This window comes from Lysobacter sp. CC-YZS074, from assembly GCF_056739745.1.
Window position 1 is genome coordinate 774,848 of record NZ_CP200301.1, and the last position, 16,811, is coordinate 791,658.

Sequence of the window (16,811 nt, forward strand, 5' to 3'; positions counted from 1 at the left end):
TTCGCGATGGCGCCGTTGTAGGAGCGACGTGAGTCGCGACCCGCCGAACCCTTGAGGCGGTGTACAGGTCGCAACTGACGTAACTCCTACAAAAAGCGCTTCACGCGGTGCCGCGGCGAAGGGCGCATGGGCACGCTCCCAGCGTCCTCGCGAGAAGGGATTCGTCCGAGGCCTTACGCCACCGCCGGCGGCAGGTGGTGGTCGCCGCGATAGGGCGGCGTCGCCATCACCATCTCGGCCAGGCTGTGCGCAAGCTCGCGCTCCGCCATCACCGCGGCGTCGGCGCCGTGCTCGATCAGGTGCTTGAGTTCGGCGTCGGAATGGGCGCGGGCAACGATGGTCAGGGCCGGGTTGATCTCGCGCAGCTTGGCGATGATCTCGCCGGCTTCCAGCGTGTTGGGGATCGCCAGCATCGCGGTGTGGGCGGTTTCCGGGCGCGCCTCGGCCAGCACCCGCTCGTTGACGGCGTTGCCGCGGATCGCCGGCACGCCGGCGGCGCGCGCGCGGTCGATCAGGTGGTCTTCGCCGTCGACCACCACCAGCGGGACGTTGCGCGCCTGCAGCAACCGGCCCAGTTCGCTGCCGACGCGGCCGAAGCCGACCAGGATCACGTGGTCGCGCAGATCGTCCGGGATCGGCGGATCGATCGTGTACTGCACCGGATCGGGCACGGCCAGGCGCTTCTCGCGCGCGTCGAGCCAGGCGAACAGCAGCGGGTTGGTGATGATCGACAGCAGCGCGCCGGCGAGCACCAGGTCCTGGCCCTCCTGCGGCAGGATCCCCAGCGCCAGGCCAAGCCCGGCGAGGATGAAGGAGAACTCGCCGATCTGCGCCAGGCTGGTGGAGATCAGCAACGCGGTGCCGTTGGGCTTGCCGAACGCCCGGACGATGCCGTACGCCGCCGCCGATTTGCCGATCACGATGATCAGGTAGGTTGCCAGCACCTCGGTCGGATGCTCGATCAGGATCATCGGGTCGAACAGCATGCCGACCGAGACGAAGAACAGCACCGCGAACGCGTCGCGCAACGGCAGGGTCTCGTTGGCCGCCTGGTGGCTGAACTCGGATTCGTTGAGCAGCATGCCGGCGAAGAACGCGCCCAGCGCGAACGACACGTCGAACATCGCCGCCGAGCCGAACGCCACGCCCAGCGCGATCGCCAGCACGCACAGGGTGAACAGCTCGCGCGAACCGGAACCGGCCACGCGCTCGAGGATCCACGGGATCACCCGGCGGCCGACGATCAGCATCACCGCCATGAACGCGCCGACCTTGAGGAAGGTCGTGAACAGCGCGCCGGCCACCGAGCCGCCGCCTTCGGTGGCCTCGCCGTTGAGGATCCCGGCGAGCGCCGGCATCAGCACCAGCGCCAGCACGCAGACCAGGTCCTCGACGATCAGCCAGCCGACGGCGATGTGGCCGCGCCGGGTGTCGACCAGCCGGCGGTCCTCCAAGGCCCGCAGCAGCACCACGGTGCTGGCGCACGACAACGACAGGCCGAACACCAGCCCGGCGCCGTGTGACCAGCCGAGCCAGCGCGCCAGGCCCCAGCCCAGCACCGTCGCCACCGTGATCTGCACCACCGCCCCGGGCACCGCGATCGACTTGACCGCCATCAGGTCGCGCCAGGAGAAGTGCAGGCCGACGCCGAACATCAGCAGGATCACGCCGATCTCGGCCAGCTGCGGCGCCAGTTCCATGTCGCCGACGAAGCCGGGCGTGAATGGCCCGGCGACGATGCCGGCCACCAGGTAGCCGACCAGCGGCGACAGCCGCAACCGCTGCGCCAGCGCGCCGAAGATGAACGCGAGCACGAAGCCGGCGACGAGGATGGTGATCAGGGAGGTTTCGTGCGGCATCGGGGCTCCAGCAGTGAGCTGTTCAGAATGTGGGGCGGGGTGGGCCGATGCAAGCCGCGAACCCTGCGACGCAGGGTCGCACAAGTACAATGACGGAATGATCGCTTTCCGAGATTTCGCCCTCCGCCGCGGCGAACGCCTGCTGCTGTCCGACGTCAACCTGGTCCTGCAGACCGGCTGGCGGGTGGGCGTGATCGGCCGCAACGGCACCGGCAAGTCGTCGCTGTTCGCCGCCCTGCAGGGCCGGCTGGAAGCCGACCGCGGCGACATCGACATGTCCGGCAAGATCCGCGTCGCCTCGGTCGCCCAGGAGACGCCGTCGTTGCCGGACCCGGCGATCGACTTCGTGCTGTCCGGCGACGCCGCGGTCCACGCCGCCATCCAGGCCGAAGCCAATGCGTTCGCCAGCGAGGACTGGGAGGCGGTCGCCGAGGCCCACCAGCGGCTGGAGGAGCTCAACGGCTACGACGCCAGCGCCCGTGCCGGCAAGCTGCTGCACGGGCTGGGGTTCTCGGCCGACACCCACCAGCGCCCGGTCAGCACCTTCTCGGGCGGCTGGCGGGTGCGGCTGAACCTGGCCCGCGCGCTGATGACGCCGTCCGACCTGCTGCTGCTGGACGAGCCGACCAACCACCTCGACCTCGACGCGGTGCTGTGGCTGGAGCAGTGGCTGCTGCGCTACCCCGGCACCCTGCTGCTGATCAGCCACGACCGCGAGTTCCTCGACGAGGTCACCACCAACACCCTGCACCTGCACGACGGCAAGGCGAAGCTCTACGCCGGCAACTACACCGCGTTCGAGCGCCAGCGTGCCGAGCACCTGCGCCTGCAGCAGATCGCCCACGAGAAGGAGCAGGTCGAGCGCGCCCACCTGCAGAGCTTCATCGACCGCTTCAAGGCCAAGGCCAGCAAGGCCAAGCAGGCGCAGTCCCGGATGAAACGGCTGGCCAAGCTGGCCGGCACCGAGGCGGTGCGGGTCGAGCGCTCGCTGCGGATCGAGTTCCCGGCACCGGCGAAGCTGCCGCACGCGCTGCTGCGGCTGGAGCATGCCGATTGCGGATATCCGGCGCGGTCCACCGCGGACGCCACCACCATCCTCCACGACGTCAGCCTGATCCTCGAAGCCGGCGACCGCATTGCGCTGCTCGGCCCCAACGGCGCCGGCAAGTCGACCCTGGTGAAGTCGCTGGTCGGCGAGCTGCAGCTGCTGGATGGTGAGCGCGGCGGCCATCCGGACCTGCGGATCGGCTACTTCGCCCAGCACACGGTCGAATCGCTGCGTGCCGGCGCCAGCCCGGTCGACCACCTGGCCGACATCGCCCCGGGCGTGGCGACCCAGCAGCTGCGCGACTTCCTCGGCAAGTGGAACTTCCCCGGCGACCGCGCGTTCGAGTCGGTCGACGTGTTCTCCGGCGGCGAGCGCGCCCGCCTCGCACTGGCGCTGATCGCCTGGCGCCAGCCCAACGTGCTGCTGCTGGACGAACCGACCAACCACCTCGACCTCGACATGCGCGAGGCACTGGCCGAGGCGCTGGGCGAGTTCGACGGCGCGATCGTGCTGGTCAGCCACGACCGCCACCTGATCGGCCTGGTCTGCGACACCTTCTGGCGCGTAGCCGACGGCGTCGCCCAGCCGTTCGACGGCGACCTCGACGAATACGCCAGCTGGCTGCGCGCGCGCGACAACTCGAACGACGGCAAGGGCCGGACGAAGGCCCCGCCGGCGCCGGTGCAGGCGCCGACGACCGCGGTGCCGACGCCGCGCAAGGGCAAGGCCAACCCGCACAAGCTGGCCAAGGCCGAAGCGCGGGTGGCGGAGCTGGAAGCGCAGGTGGCGGCGGTCGAGGCCGAACTGGCCGATCCGGCGGTCTACGCCGATGGCGGCAGCCGCGCGACCGAACTCGGGAAGCGCCAGACGGCGCTGCGCGCCGAACTGGAGCAGGCCGAAGCCGAGTTGATGGCGCTGTACGAGGCCGACGCGGCCTGACAGCCGCGGCCTGCCGGCCGTTGGAGGAGCGGCTTCAGCCGCGATCGGAGAATCCTCCGTTCGCGCCGACTCCCGATCGCGGGAGCTCCGTTGTAGGAGCGACGTCAGTCGCGACCTGCCGAACGCTGGAGGCGATGTACAGGTCGCGACTTACGTCGCTCCTACATCCGTCGCTCGTCGATTCCAGCGCTGCGGCGATGCGACCTCGTTGGAGGTCGCACACCGCACCCGCTGGAGTTGGTGCCCGGGTGAGGAGATGCCTCCGCCGCCTCTCAATCCCGCAGGAAATACTCCACCGTCGTCACCACCCGTACGCGCTTGACCTGCGGGCTGCTCTGGTCGCGGTCGGTGATGCTGACCACCCCCTGGTTGGCGCTGCGGATGCCGCCCAGGCGCGAATCGGAATCCTTGGCGAACTGCACCGCCGAGTCGCGCGCGGCGGCGGTGGCTTCGGCGATCAGGGCCGGCTTGATGTCGTTGAGGCGGGTGTAGTCGAACTCCGGCGCGCTGCCTTCGCCAATCAGCACGCCACGGGCGACCAGTTCGCCACTGCGGCGCACCGCCTCCAGCGCCTTGGGCACGTCGTCGGTGCGCAGGCTGACGGTGGTCGCGTAGCGGTAGCGCTCGGGCGGGCGGCTGTCGCCGTAGGCGTAGGCCCAGCGGTCCTCCAGCCGGGGCGGCGAGACCACGATTTCGTCCGCCTCGAACCCGGCGTCGATGAAGAACTGGCGGATGGTGGCGGTATTGGCCTCGAGCTGGCGTTGCACCTGGGCCAAGTCGTCGCCACCGACCGAATGCGGGAGCGGCCAGACCACCCGGTCGGCCTCGACGATCTTCTCGGCCGAACCCTTCACCGTCACGTAGCGGTCGGCGGTGCGCAGGTGCTTCATTCCGCCGGCGGCGAACCAGCCGGCGAGGACGAGGCCGAGCGCCACCAGCGCGGCGGCGAGGAGGAGGGCCAGGCTGCGGGCGGATGACGGCGTGTTCGGCATGGGGCGGCTCGGCAGGGAGATGCCCGGAGCGTAGCGCGCCCTGGCTGAAGGAGCCGTCGGCGATCGCGGCCAGCCTCGCCACGCTTGCCCCGTTTCACCGTTTGCGTCGACCATGCGCCGATTACGGAACCGGCGGAGCCGATGAGCAACGAACTGATCTACCTCCTGTTGATCTTCGGCCTGCTGGTGGTCCCGCGCGCGCTGCAGCGCTTCAAGCTGCCGGCGCCGATCACCTGCCTGCTGCTCGGCGTCGGGGCGATGCTGGCGTTCGGCGAGCGCACCCACGACCCGGTGATCGTGCTGCTGTCGACCCTGGGCATCTCGTCGCTGTTCCTGTTCGCCGGGCTGGAGGTGGACCTGCGGGCGCTGCGCAAGCAGCTCGGGCCGCTGCTCGTGCACCTGTCCGTCCGTGCCGCGTCGCTGATCGGGGTCGGCTGGCTCGCGTGGCGCTACCTCGGGCTGGAATGGCAGGCGGCGGCGCTGGTCGCGCTGGCGCTGCTGACGCCCTCCACCGGCTTCATCCTCGACACCCTCGAGCGCCTCGGGCTGGACGAGGAGGAGCGCTTCTGGGTCACCAGCAAGGCGATCGCCGGCGAGCTGATGGCGCTGGCGGCGCTGTTCGTGGTGCTGCAGGCCGGCGACCCCATGCAGCTGGGCGTCTCCTCGCTGGCGATGGCGGCGATGATCGTCGGCCTGCCGTTGCTGTTCGTCGCGCTCGGGCGCTGGGTGGTGCCGCATGCGCCGGGCTCGGAGTTCTCGCTGCTGGTGATGGTGGGCATGGTCGCCGCGTTCATCACCTACAAGCTCGGCGTGTACTACCTGGTCGGCGCGTTCGTGGCCGGGCTGGTGGCGCGCATGCTGCGGCTGCGGATGCCGCGGCTGGCGTCGGACGACAACATGCATGCGCTGCGGCTGTTCGCGACCTTCTTCGTGCCGTTCTACTTCTTCCACGCCGGCACCGAGATCTCGCGCGACGCGCTGACCTGGGAGGCCGCCGGCCTCGGCATCGTGCTGACCATGGTGCTGATGCCGCTGCGGATCGGCATCGTCTGGCTGCAGCGGCGGCTGATGTTCGGCGAGCAGCGCCACAGCAGCCTCAAGGTCGCGCTCGCGCTGTCGCCGACGCTGGTGTTCACCCTGGTGCTGGCCAACATCCTGTACGCGCGTTTCGACCTGCCGGCCGTGCTGTTCGGCGCGCTGATCCTCTACACCGCGCTCAACACCCTGCTGCCGTCGCTGATCCTGCGCTCGCCGTTCGACGTGGACCCGGTGGACAGCCGGCCGGTGTCACACCCCGAGGACCGCATGCGCGACGACGCCGCGGCGGCCAAGGTCCGCCCGCCGGCGATCACCGGATAGCGCTCGAAACAGGGCATCGCGGTAGCCTCCTGCCTCTGCTGCCGCAAATCCGCGCCGGCCGGCACGGAGCGGCTCAGGCCTGGTGCGGCAGCAGCTGGGTGACGTGCGACCCCAGCACTGCGTGGCCGATGATGGCCACCTCCACCGGCTCGCCGGCGGTGACCCGCACCTCGACATCGACAAAGCCGCCGCGCCCGGTCGCCGCCTGCTGGCGCGCGCGGAACCGGATCAGGCCGTCCTCCACCTGCAGCAGGCCATGGCGGACGAGGTAGGCGCCAAGGGGGCCGTTGGCGTTGCCGGTCACCGGGTCCTCGTCGACCCCGATTGCTGGCGCGAACATGCGCCCGTGGCAGAGCGCGTCGTCGTCGTCGGTGACATCGAGGGTGAACACGAAATAGCCGTTGCTGCCGACCGCGGGACTCAGTTCGGCCAGCCGCGCGAGGTCGGGTTCGAGTTCGATCAGTCGGGCGCGCTTGTCGAGCCCGACCATCAGCTTGCCGTGGCCGGTGCCGACGAACTGCAGCGGGCAGCGGAAATCGAGGTCCCCCGCACCGATGCGCAGCGCGGCCATCACCTCCTGCACCAGCTCCGGCGCCAGCGGCGCGTGGAACACCGGCGCGCCCTGTTCGATCCGGACCAGGAAGTCGCCCATCTGCGCGGTGACCTCGACTTCCTGCACGCCGGCGCCGGTCAGTTGCCGCAGCCGGCCGGTCTTCCCGGTTTCGAGCGCGAGTGCGTAGTGGGCGCCGACCGTGGCGTGGCCGCAGACCGGCACCTCGGTGGTGGGAGTGAAGAAGCGCAGGCGCAGGTCGTGGTCGTCGCCGACCGGTGGCAGCACGAACGCGGTTTCGGAGAAGCCCAGTTCGCGCGCGATCGCCTGCATCCGCGCGTCGTCCAGGCTTTCGGCGTGGGTCACCACCCCGGCGGGGTTGCCGCGGCCCGGTTCGGTGGTGAAGGCGTCGATGCGGTAGATGCGGGGCTCGTCCATGGCGGCATTGCAGCAAACGCGCCGGCGAGGGCGGGTGAACGCCGGGCGCGGCTACTTCAGCGGGGCCCGCGGACGCGGCGGCGCGGCCGCGGTATCGGTCTCGGGCAGCAGTTCCAGCGCGGACGGCGTGGTCCGCAGCATCGCGTGGAAGTGGCCGGGATGGTCGCGGTCGCGGTGCCGCACCAGCATGCGCAGCGCCGCCACCACCGCCAGCAGGCCGAACGCGGCCGCGAAAAAGCCCGGCAACGCCTGCGGCCCGAGCCGGTCCATCGCCTCGCCGGCCAACGTCGGACCGATCGCCGAGCCGACGCCGTTGAGCAGCAGCAGGCTGCTGCAACCCGACAGCATGTCCTGCCGGGGCAGGTGGTCCAGCAAGTGGGCCACGCAGATCGGGTAGACCGAGAACACCAGCCCGCCGTATATGAAGAACAGCGCGTACAGCTGCCAGTGGTAGCCGCCGTGGTCCTGCACGTCGCCGACGAACACCAGCATCGTGGCAATCGCGGCGGCCAGCAGGCTCACCACGATCATCGCGCGGCGGCGGTCGGCCCGGTCGGACAGGCGGCCGATCGGTACCTGCAGCAGCGCACCGCCGAGAATGGCGAGGCTCATCAGGTGGGCGACGGATTCGACCTCCAGCCCGATCCGCGTCGCGTAGACCGCTCCCAGGCCCCAGAAGCCGCCCATCGCGGTGCCCGACAGCAGCGCGCCGGTCGCCGCGGCCGGCGCCGCGCGGTAGATCGAAGTCAGCGCCAACCGCGGCGCGTGCGGCAGTTGCGGCTGGGTCATCCGGCTGGCGGTGACCGGCAGCGCGGCGCAGCAGATCAGGATGCCGACCAGGCTGAACGGGATGAACGAAGCCGGGTCCGAGCGGCCGAACAGCTGCTGGCCGACCGCCAGCGCACCAAGATTGACCGCCATGTACACCGCGAACACCTGGCTGCGCTTTTCCGGCGCGGCGGCGGCGTTGAGCCAGCTCTCGATCACCGTGTACAGCCCGACCAGGGCGATACCGGTCAGCAGCCGCAACAGGCCCCATGCCAGCGGCGTGACCAGGATGGCGTGCAGCAGCACCGCCGACGCCGCCAGCGCCGCGTAGAACGCGAACGCGCGGATGTGGCCGATCCGGTGGATCAGGTTCGGCGCGATGTAGGTGCCGATCAGGAAGCCGATGAAGTAGCTCGACATCACCAGGCCGAAGGTGCGGCCATCGAAGCCTTCCAGCTGCCCGCGCACGCCGAGCAGGCTGCCCAGCAGTCCGCTGCCCATCAGCAGCAGGGCGACGCCGGCCAGCAGCGCGGCGAGGGGGCGGACGGCAGCGATCATCCCGGTCGGTCCTGGTGGGCGAGCGCGCGACCATAGCAAGCGGGCAATGATGAATGGGTCAGCCGCAGCGCCCGCCCGGCGGGTCGTGACGGGAAGGGGACTTGATTCACCGGCCGCGGGCCCCACAATCCGCGCTCCGCTGTTGCCGTCGTGAAGTCCGATGCCGATCTACGCTTTCGAGTGCGCCGCCTGCGGCCACAGTTTCGACCGCCTGCAGAAGTTGTCCGACGCTGATCCAACCGAGTGCCCCGAATGCGGGCAGCCGCAGGTCCGGCGGCAGTTGACCGCCCCGCAGTTCCGGCTCGCCGGCGGCGGCTGGTACGAGACCGACTTCAAGAAGGACGGCGACAAAAAGCGCAACCTGGCCGGAGACGGCGGGGCCAAGACGGGCGAGGGCAAGTCGGATTCCAAGCCGGCTGAAGCGAAGCCCGCCGAGTCGGGGAAGAAGAGCGAGGCAGCGCCGACCAAGGCCGACAGCAAGTCCAAGACTTGATCTTTCCCGCCCGGGTCTGGGGGCTGAAGAGCGCCCGGCTGTTGTTTCGGGGGCTCGATAGTTGCGTCGGGGCCGCGGGCGGAGGGGGTAGTGCTCCTCCCCTCGGTCAGGGCGTCCTGCCCTGACTCGGGGCCGCCGGCCATCCATGGCCGGCTTTCCGCACTACCCCCTCCACCCGCGGCCTGCCCATTGCCGACCTGTTCTCGGGGCGTTTGAAAGCTGCAGCACCTCATCTGATCTGATTCGACCAGATCCGGCTCCAGTTCCAGCTCAAGTCCAAGTCCTGCGTTCGAGTTCCGAGTTCCGAGTTCGAAGCGGGCTGCCAGCCCCCGTGCGGCCGAACACGCAGCCACTCGCACGCCGGTGCGGCGCACGGTATGGGTGTTGCGGACAGCAGGCCATGGATGGCCTGCGGCGGTGAGTCAGGGCAGGAAGCCCTGACCGAACCGGGGAGCAACACCCATACCGGGCGACGCTCCCTCCCGAAGCCAACGAACCCACCCACTCGAACGCCCGTGAGCTGTGCAGCCCCCGGCCGCCTCCCCCAAGGCCGGCTAAACTAGGCGGCTTTCCGGCGCCCCGCGCCCGTGTTCCCCCGGAGTCCCCATGCGTACCCACTTCTGCGGTCTCATCGACGAGTCGCTGATCGGCCAGACGGTCACCCTTTGTGGATGGGCCGACGTCGCCCGCGACCTTGGCGGTCTGTGCTTCATCGACCTGCGCGACCATGAGGGCATCGTCCAGATCGTCGCCGAGCCATCGCAGGAGGGGGGCAACGCGGCGGTGATCGCCACCGCGGCCCGGGTCGGCTACGAGGATTGCCTGCGGGTCACCGGCACCGTGCGCAAGCGCGAGTCGGTCAACAACAGGATCAGGACCGGCCAGGTCGAAGTGGTCGCCACCGCCATCGAGGTGCTCAACAAGGCCGAGCCGCTGCCGTTCCACGCCCACGAGAACCCGGGCGAGGACATCCGCCTGAAATACCGCTACCTCGACCTGCGCACGCCGGAGATGCAGCGGCGGATGCGCATCCGCACCCGGCTGGTGGCGACGCTGCGGCGCTGGCTCGACGAGCGCGGCTTCCAGGACATCGAGACCCCAATCCTGACCAAGGCCACGCCCGAGGGCGCGCGCGACTTCCTGGTGCCGGCGCGGATGCATCCGGGCGAGTTCTACGCGCTGCCGCAGAGCCCGCAGCTGTTCAAGCAGATCCTGATGATGGCGGGCTTCGACCGCTACTACCAGATCGCCCGCTGCTTCCGTGACGAGGCCCTGCGCGCCGACCGCCAGCTGGAGTTCACCCAGCTCGACATGGAGTTCGCCTGGGTCGAAGAGCGCGACGTGCAGGACACCGTCGAGGCGATGGTGCGCGAGATGTTCCGCGAGGTGATGGAAGTGGAGCTCGGCGAGTTCCCGCGCATGACCTGGGCCGAAGCCATGCGCCGCTACGGCTCCGACAAGCCCGACCTGCGCATCGCGATGGAGTTCACCGACATCGCCGATCTGGTCAAGGGCTGCGAGTTCAAGGTCTTCACCGACTGGGCCAACCACGAGGACGGCCGCGTGATCGCGCTGCGCGCCCCGGGTGCGGCGTCGCTGTCGCGCAAGCAGATCGACGAGCTCGGCGCGCACGCGGCCAAGTACGGCGCCAAGGGCGTGGCGTGGATGAAGGTCGAGGACGCCGGCAAGGGCCGCGAGGGCATCAGCTCGCCGATCGCCAAGTTCCTCGACGACGCCACCCTGGCGGCGATCCTGCAGGCCACCGGCGCGCAGTCGGGCGACGCGATCTTCTTCGGCGCGGCGACGTACAAGCTCGCGTCCGACTTCATGGGCGCGCTGCGGCTGCGGCTCGGCAAGGACCTCGGGCTGGTGCAGGACGGCTGGAAGCCGTTGTGGGTCACCGACTTCCCGATGTTCGAGTGGGACGAGGAGGAGGGCCGTTACGTCGCGCTGCACCATCCGTTCACCGCTCCGGCGGTCGACAGCATCGACGACCTGCGCGCCCATGCGAAGACCGCGGTGTCGCGCGGCTACGACATGGTGCTCAATGGCAACGAGATCGGCGGTGGCTCGATTCGTATCCACCGCCCGGCTATGCAGTCGGCGGTGTTCGAGCTGCTCGGCATCGGCGCCGAGGAGCAGCAGGCCAAGTTCGGGTTCCTGCTCGACGCACTGAAATACGGTGCGCCGCCGCACGGTGGCATCGCCTTCGGCATCGACCGCATCGCCGCGCTGATGGCCGGCACGGAGTCGATCCGCGACGTGATCGCCTTCCCCAAGACCACCGGTGCGCAGTGCCTGATGACCGATGCGCCGTCGCCGATCGCCGACGCGCAGCTGGCCGAGGTGCACGTCGCGGTGCGGCCGAAGCCGGCGGCCGGGTCCGCCGCGGGCTGACGGGGCGGCGACGGATGGACGACGACCGGACGGTCGACAGGCCGCTGATCCGTCGCGCCACCGTCGACGACGCCGCGCTGCTGTCGCGGCTGGCGGCGCGCACGTTCACCGAGACCTTCGGCCACCTGTACCCGGCCGGGGACCTTCGGGCGTTCCTTGCCGACAGTTACGCGGTCGAACGCCAGCGCACGATCCTCGGCCATCCTGACTACGCGGTCTGGCTGCTGGAGCGCGACGGCGAGGCGGTCGGCCACGCCGCCGCCGGCCCCTGCGGCCTGCCGCATCCGGACGTGCAGCCCGGCGACGGCGAACTGAAGCGGCTGTACGTGCTGGCCGCGCACCAGAACGGCGGTCACGGCGGGCGGCTGTTCGCGCAGGCGCTCTACTGGCTGCAGCGCGACGGCCCGCGCACGCTGTGGATCGGCGTGTGGTCGCAGAACCACGGCGCCCAGCGGTTCTACGCGCGGCACGGCTTCGTCCATGTCGGCGACTACGAGTTCCCGGTCGGCCGGGTCCGGGACCACGAGTTCATCCTGCGCCGGCCAGCCGGCTGGAGTCGCGCCGGGTGAGCCGCCGGGTGTTGCTGCTACACGGCCTGTGGATGCCGCGCGCATCGATGGCCTGGCATGCGCGGCAGCTTCGCAAGGCCGGCTACACCCCGCACATCTTCAGCTACGCCACGGTCGCCGGCGGCCCGGAGGCGGCGCTGCCGGCGCTGGTCGCCCGGTTGCAGGAGCCCACCGACATCCTGGCCCACAGCCTGGGCGGACTGGTCGCGGTCAACGCGCTGCAGGGCCATCCCGATCTGCCGGTGCGGCGTATCGTCTGCCTCGGCTCGCCGTTGTGCGGCAGCGCCGCGGCGGGCGGGATGGCGCGGCTGCCGCTCGGCGCGGCTTCGCTGGGGCGCAGCGCCGAACTGCTGCGGGGCGGTTGCGAGCCCTGGGCCGGCCCCGGCGAGCTGGGCATGATCGCCGGCAGTTCAGCCCTCGGGCTGGGCCAGGTCTTCGGCCGTTTCCAGGGACGCAGCGATGGCACCGTCGCCATCGCCGAAACCCGCCTGGACGGCCTTGCCGACCACCTCGTCCTGCCGGTCAGCCACAGCGGCATGCTGCTGTCGGCGGAGGTCTCGCGGCAGGCACGGCATTTCCTCGCCCGGGGCCGGTTCGAGCACCGCGACTGAGCGGGGGTGTCCGCCAAGGGCAGCGCCGGCGCGATCGGCGTAGAATCCCCGCCCTCTCATTGCACAGCTGCCGGACATCTCATGGGTAGGGGACCGTCGATCGAGGCCCGCAAGAACGCCACCGACGCCAAGCGCGGCAAGATCTTCACCAAGATCATCCGCGAGATCGGCGTCGCCGCACGTGCCGGTGGCGGCGACCCCGGCGGCAACCCGCGCCTGCGCACTGCGATCGACAAGGGCCTGGCGGCCAACATGTCCAAGGACGTGATCGAGCGCGCGATCAAGAAGGCGACCGGCGAGCTCGAAGGCGTCGAGTACGAGGAGATCCGCTACGAGGGCTACGCTCCCGGTGGCGTAGCGGTGATCGTCGACTGCCTGACCGACAACAAGGTCCGCACCGTCGCCGACGTCCGCCACGCATTCGGCAAGTTCGGCGGCAACCTGGGCACGGACGGCTCGGTGGCCTTCATGTTCCGCAAGCTGGGCGTGCTGAGCTTTTCGCCCGGGGCCGACGAGGACGCCATCACCGAGGCGGCGATCGAGGCCGGCGCCGACGACGTGGTGGTCTATCCCGACGACGGGTCCATCGACGTGCTGACCGCGCCGGAATCGTTCGAGTCCGTGCGCGACGCCATGGTCGCGGCGGGGCGGGGACCGGCCCAGGCCGAGGTCAGCTACCGCGCCGACAACGACATCAAGGTCGAGGGCGAAACCGCGCAGCAGGTGGTCAAGCTGCTCGACTGGCTGGAGGACCTCGACGACGTCCAGTCGGTCTATTCCAACGCCGAACTGGGCGAGGACGCCTACGCCTGACGGCGTACGCTGGCGACGTGATCCGCATCCTGGGCATCGACCCCGGTTCGCAACGGACCGGCATCGGCGTGATCGACGTGGCCGGCGACGGGCGTTGCACGTTCGTGCACTGCGAGGCGCTGAAGCTGCTCGACGCGGCCGACTTCCCGTCCCGGCTCGGCCTGCTGTGCGAGGGCCTGGAGCGCGTGATGGACGAGTGGCAGCCGCAGCAGGTGGCGATCGAGACGGTGTTCATGGACAAGTCCGCGACCTCCGCACTCAAGCTCGGCCACGCGCGCGGCGCGGCGCTGGCGACGGTGGTGCGGCGCAAGCTGGGCATCAGCGAGTACGCGCCGCGGGTGATCAAGCAGTCGCTCGTGGGCCGTGGCGCCGCCGACAAGGCGCAGGTGCAGCACATGGTCCGGCTGCTGCTGAACCTGCCCGAGATGAAGCTGCAGGCCGACGCCGCCGATGCGCTGGCGGTGGCACTGACCCACGCTCACATGAGCGCGACGGTGATGCGCACCGGCGTGGCGATCAACCAGTTGAGGAGGCGCGGCACATGATCGGTCGTCTGAAGGGCATCGTGGTGCACAAGCAGCCGCCGTGGCTGGTGGTCGACGTCAACGGCGTCGGCTACGAGCTGGAGGCGCCGATGAGCACGTTCTACGACCTGCCCGAGCTGGGCCAGCCGGTGTCGCTGTTCACGCACTATGCGCAGAAGGAGGACAGCGTCTCGCTGTACGGCTTCCTGCGCGAGTCCGAACGGCGGCTGTTCCGCGACGTGCAGAAGGTCAGCGGCATCGGCGCGAAGATCGCGCTGGCGGTGCTGTCGGGCGTCAGCGTCGACGAGTTCGCGCGGATGGTGCAGTCCAGCGACGTCACGGCGCTGACCCGCATCCCGGGCATCGGCAAGAAGACCGCCGAGCGGATGGTAGTCGAGCTGCGCGACCGCGCCGCCGACTTGGCCGGCGCCGGCAGCACCTTGGACGTTCGCGGGGTGTCGCACGATCCGCAGAGCGAGGCGGTCATCGCCCTGCAGCAGCTGGGCTACAAGCCCGCCGAAGCCGCGCGCATGGCGCGCGACGCCACCGCCGCCGGCGATGACGCCGCGACCATCATCCGCAAGGCGCTACAGTCCGCGCTCCGCTGAGCCGTTGAACAGGTGGAGTGGCCGTGCAGGCCGCCCCACCCGGGAATCGAACAGACCCATGTCCACCCATTCCAACAGCCCCGGCAGGCCGGGCACCGGCGGCCACGGCAACGTCGGCCTCGCCGGGCTCGTCGTCGGCGCCATCGGCGTTGTCTTCGGCGACATCGGCACCAGCCCGCTCTACACCCTGAAGGAAGCCTTCAGCCCGCACTACGGGCTGGTCGCCAACCACGACACCGTGCTGGGCATCCTGTCGCTGGTGTTCTGGGCGTTGATGATGGTGGTCACGCTGAAGTACGTGACCATCATCATGCGTGCCGACAACGAGGGCGAGGGCGGCATCATGGCGTTGATGGCGCTGGCCCAGCGCACCTTGCCCAAGGGCTCGCGCTCCGCCTACGGCGTCGGCATCCTGGGCGTGTTCGGCGCGGCGCTGTTCTTCGGCGACGGCGTGATCACCCCGGCGATTTCGGTGCTGTCGGCGCTGGAAGGGCTGGAGGTGGTCGCCCCGCAGCTGGACCGCTGGATCGTGCCGATGACGGTGCTGGTGCTGGTGGCGCTGTTCGCCACCCAGCGCTTCGGCACCGCGAAGGTCGGCAAGGTGTTCGGCCCGGTGACCGGGCTGTGGTTCATCTCGCTGGCGGTGCTCGGCGTGCTCAATATCCTGCACGAGCCGGAGGTGCTGAACGCGATCAACCCCTGGTGGGCGATGAACTTCTTCGCCACCCATTCCTGGCACGGGGTGTTCATCCTGGGCGCGGTGGTGCTGGCGGTGACCGGCGGCGAGGCGATCTACACCGACATGGGTCACTTCGGCGCCCGGCCCATCCGCTACGCGTGGTACTGGTTCGTGCTGCCGGCGCTGATGCTGAACTATCTCGGCCAGGGCGCACTGGTGCTGGAGGACCCGACCGCGATCCGCAACCCGTTCTACATCGGCGTGCCGCAGTGGGCGCGCATGCCGATGGTGGTGCTGGCGACGGCGGCCACCGTGATCGCCTCGCAGGCGGTGATCACCGGCGCCTTCTCGGTGACGCGGCAGGCCATGCAACTGGGTTACATCCCGCGCATGACCATCCGCCATACCTCCAGCGAGACCATCGGGCAGATCTACATTCCCGGAATCAACTGGGCCATGGCGGTGGTGGTGATCCTGCTGGTGGTCAGTTTCGGCAGCTCGACCAACCTCGCCACCGCCTACGGCATTTCCGTATCCGGCACGATGCTGATCGACACCCTGTTGCTGGCGCTGGTGGCGCGGGCACTGTGGCCGCGCTGGCGCTGGTGGGTGCTGCCGCTGTGCGTGGTGTTCTTCATCGGCGATGTGGCGTTCGTGATCGCCAACGGCGCCAAGCTGCTGCAGGGCGGCTGGTTCCCGCTGGCGGTCGGCATCGTGCTGTTCACCCTGCTGCGCACCTGGCGCCGCGGCCGCGAACTGCTGCGCGAGGAGATCCAGAAGGGCGGCATCCAGCTCGACACCTTCCTGCCGGGGCTGATGCTGGCGCCGCCGGTGCGCGTGCCGGGCACCGCGGTGTTCATGACCGCCGACAAGGGCGTGGTGCCGCACGCGCTGATGCACAACCTCAAGCACAACAAGGTGCTGCACGAGCGCAACGTGTTCCTGACGGTGGAGACACTGGCGGTGCCGTACGCCCCATGCGAGAAGCGGCTGGAGATCTCCGAGATCGGCGACGACTTCTACCGCGTGCTCGTGCGTTTCGGGTTCATGGAGACGCCGGATGTGCCGCTGGCGCTGATGCGTTCGTGCGATGCGGGCGGGATCTATTTCGATCCCATGGACACGACGTACTTCGCCAGCCGGGAAACGGTGGTGGCGATCGCCCACCGCGGCATGCCGGTGTGGCGCGACCGGCTGTTCGCGATCATGCACCGCAACGCGGCGCCGGCGACGGGGTTCTTCAGGATCCCCGGGAACCGGCTGGTGGAGCTGGGGGCGCAGGTCGAGATCTGATTGCGGCGCGCCCGCCCGCAATCCGGACTCGGACCGGACCCGGCGCGGTCCCGATGCGGCCCGTGCCGACGGTGCTGCCGGGCGGCGTGGGGCCGGCCCGTCGGCCGGCTTTCCAGGGGGTGCCCCGTTGACCGCGCCCTGCGGCCGCCGCCACAATGCCCGCCGAAGGGGAGTAGCTCCCAGCGTGCGGGCCGTCATTTCGAGCAGACATGCTCCGGTCCCACGGCAGTCCACCGGGCTGTGAGCAAGACCTTCGCCGCGATGGCGAAGGTGCGTCCCCGGATCTCCGTGCAAAGGGTTCCGAGCCGCCGAT

Annotated in this window: 14 protein-coding genes; 10 read left to right on the forward strand and 4 right to left on the reverse strand. The window is 70.0% G+C overall.

Features of this window, described 5'->3' with window-relative positions:
• Positions 1-173: 173 nt before the first annotated feature.
• On the reverse strand, positions 174-1,859 hold the full coding sequence (gene ybaL, locus U8331_RS03310; protein WP_481132213.1) for a YbaL family putative K(+) efflux transporter: 1,686 nt from the start codon (positions 1,857-1,859) through the stop codon (positions 174-176).
• A gap of 97 nt (positions 1,860-1,956) precedes the next feature.
• Here ybaL and abc-f point away from each other — a divergent pair, with 97 nt between their 5' ends.
• Positions 1,957-3,846 carry a ribosomal protection-like ABC-F family protein gene (abc-f, locus tag U8331_RS03315; RefSeq protein ID WP_481132214.1) on the forward strand — a complete coding sequence of 630 codons (1,890 nt, stop codon included), beginning with the start codon at positions 1,957-1,959 and terminating at the stop codon, positions 3,844-3,846.
• A gap of 272 nt (positions 3,847-4,118) precedes the next feature.
• Here the strand turns inward: abc-f and U8331_RS03320 are convergent, their stop codons facing one another.
• Positions 4,119-4,838 (reverse strand): SIMPL domain-containing protein, encoded by a 720-nt coding sequence (locus U8331_RS03320; RefSeq protein ID WP_481132215.1) that lies wholly within the window; start codon positions 4,836-4,838, stop codon positions 4,119-4,121.
• A gap of 141 nt (positions 4,839-4,979) precedes the next feature.
• Here U8331_RS03320 and U8331_RS03325 point away from each other — a divergent pair, with 141 nt between their 5' ends.
• Entirely contained in the window at positions 4,980-6,197 is a 1,218-nt protein-coding gene (locus U8331_RS03325) for a cation:proton antiporter (protein WP_481132216.1), read from the forward strand.
• Positions 6,198-6,270: 73 nt separating this feature from the next.
• Here the strand turns inward: U8331_RS03325 and U8331_RS03330 are convergent, their stop codons facing one another.
• Entirely contained in the window at positions 6,271-7,185 is a 915-nt protein-coding gene (locus U8331_RS03330) for a PhzF family phenazine biosynthesis isomerase (RefSeq protein ID WP_481132217.1), read from the reverse strand.
• 51 nt (positions 7,186-7,236) lie between these two features.
• Complete coding sequence (locus U8331_RS03335; RefSeq protein ID WP_481132218.1) at positions 7,237-8,511, reverse strand: MFS transporter; 1,275 nt, start codon at positions 8,509-8,511, stop codon at positions 7,237-7,239.
• A gap of 160 nt (positions 8,512-8,671) precedes the next feature.
• On the opposite strand from U8331_RS03335, the gene U8331_RS03340 reads away from it, so the two are divergent.
• The 8 genes from U8331_RS03340 (at position 8,672) to U8331_RS03375 (ending at position 16,498) form a co-directional block, all read left to right on the forward strand.
• Positions 8,672-9,004, forward strand: a complete 333-nt coding sequence (locus U8331_RS03340; protein WP_481132219.1) for an FmdB family zinc ribbon protein — start codon at positions 8,672-8,674, stop codon at positions 9,002-9,004.
• A 606-nt stretch (positions 9,005-9,610) separates the two neighbouring features.
• Entirely contained in the window at positions 9,611-11,401 is a 1,791-nt protein-coding gene (aspS, locus tag U8331_RS03345; protein ID WP_481132220.1) for an aspartate--tRNA ligase, read from the forward strand.
• A gap of 14 nt (positions 11,402-11,415) precedes the next feature.
• Entirely contained in the window at positions 11,416-11,970 is a 555-nt protein-coding gene (locus tag U8331_RS03350; protein ID WP_481132221.1) for an N-acetyltransferase family protein, read from the forward strand.
• Between the two features lie 8 nt (positions 11,971-11,978).
• On the forward strand, positions 11,979-12,581 hold the full coding sequence (locus U8331_RS03355) for an esterase/lipase family protein (RefSeq protein ID WP_481132222.1): 603 nt from the start codon (positions 11,979-11,981) through the stop codon (positions 12,579-12,581).
• 81 nt (positions 12,582-12,662) lie between these two features.
• Positions 12,663-13,394, forward strand: a complete 732-nt coding sequence (locus U8331_RS03360; protein WP_481132223.1) for a YebC/PmpR family DNA-binding transcriptional regulator — start codon at positions 12,663-12,665, stop codon at positions 13,392-13,394.
• Positions 13,395-13,411: 17 nt separating this feature from the next.
• The gene (ruvC, locus tag U8331_RS03365) at positions 13,412-13,939 is read left to right on the forward strand and encodes a crossover junction endodeoxyribonuclease RuvC (protein ID WP_481132224.1); all 528 of its coding nucleotides are present in this window, start codon (positions 13,412-13,414) and stop codon (positions 13,937-13,939) included.
• Complete coding sequence (ruvA, locus tag U8331_RS03370) at positions 13,936-14,526, forward strand: Holliday junction branch migration protein RuvA (RefSeq protein WP_481132225.1); 591 nt, start codon at positions 13,936-13,938, stop codon at positions 14,524-14,526. Before ruvC ends, ruvA begins: the two co-directional genes overlap by 4 nt.
• 58 nt (positions 14,527-14,584) lie before the next feature.
• Positions 14,585-16,498 carry a potassium transporter Kup gene (locus U8331_RS03375; protein WP_481132226.1) on the forward strand — a complete coding sequence of 638 codons (1,914 nt, stop codon included), beginning with the start codon at positions 14,585-14,587 and terminating at the stop codon, positions 16,496-16,498.
• The last annotated feature ends 313 nt before the right edge of the window (positions 16,499-16,811 follow it).

Coding starts and splice junctions, on each gene's coding strand:
- ybaL (WP_481132213.1), bottom strand. CDS start 1,859: ATGCCGCACGAAACCTCCCTGATCACCATCCTCGTCGCCGGCTTCGTG.
- abc-f (WP_481132214.1), top strand. CDS start 1,957: ATGATCGCTTTCCGAGATTTCGCCCTCCGCCGCGGCGAACGCCTGCTG.
- U8331_RS03320 (WP_481132215.1), bottom strand. CDS start 4,838: ATGCCGAACACGCCGTCATCCGCCCGCAGCCTGGCCCTCCTCCTCGCC.
- U8331_RS03325 (WP_481132216.1), top strand. CDS start 4,980: ATGAGCAACGAACTGATCTACCTCCTGTTGATCTTCGGCCTGCTGGTG.
- U8331_RS03330 (WP_481132217.1), bottom strand. CDS start 7,185: ATGGACGAGCCCCGCATCTACCGCATCGACGCCTTCACCACCGAACCG.
- U8331_RS03335 (WP_481132218.1), bottom strand. CDS start 8,511: ATGATCGCTGCCGTCCGCCCCCTCGCCGCGCTGCTGGCCGGCGTCGCC.
- U8331_RS03340 (WP_481132219.1), top strand. CDS start 8,672: ATGCCGATCTACGCTTTCGAGTGCGCCGCCTGCGGCCACAGTTTCGAC.
- aspS (WP_481132220.1), top strand. CDS start 9,611: ATGCGTACCCACTTCTGCGGTCTCATCGACGAGTCGCTGATCGGCCAG.
- U8331_RS03350 (WP_481132221.1), top strand. CDS start 11,416: ATGGACGACGACCGGACGGTCGACAGGCCGCTGATCCGTCGCGCCACC.
- U8331_RS03360 (WP_481132223.1), top strand. CDS start 12,663: ATGGGTAGGGGACCGTCGATCGAGGCCCGCAAGAACGCCACCGACGCC.
- ruvA (WP_481132225.1), top strand. CDS start 13,936: ATGATCGGTCGTCTGAAGGGCATCGTGGTGCACAAGCAGCCGCCGTGG.
- U8331_RS03375 (WP_481132226.1), top strand. CDS start 14,585: ATGTCCACCCATTCCAACAGCCCCGGCAGGCCGGGCACCGGCGGCCAC.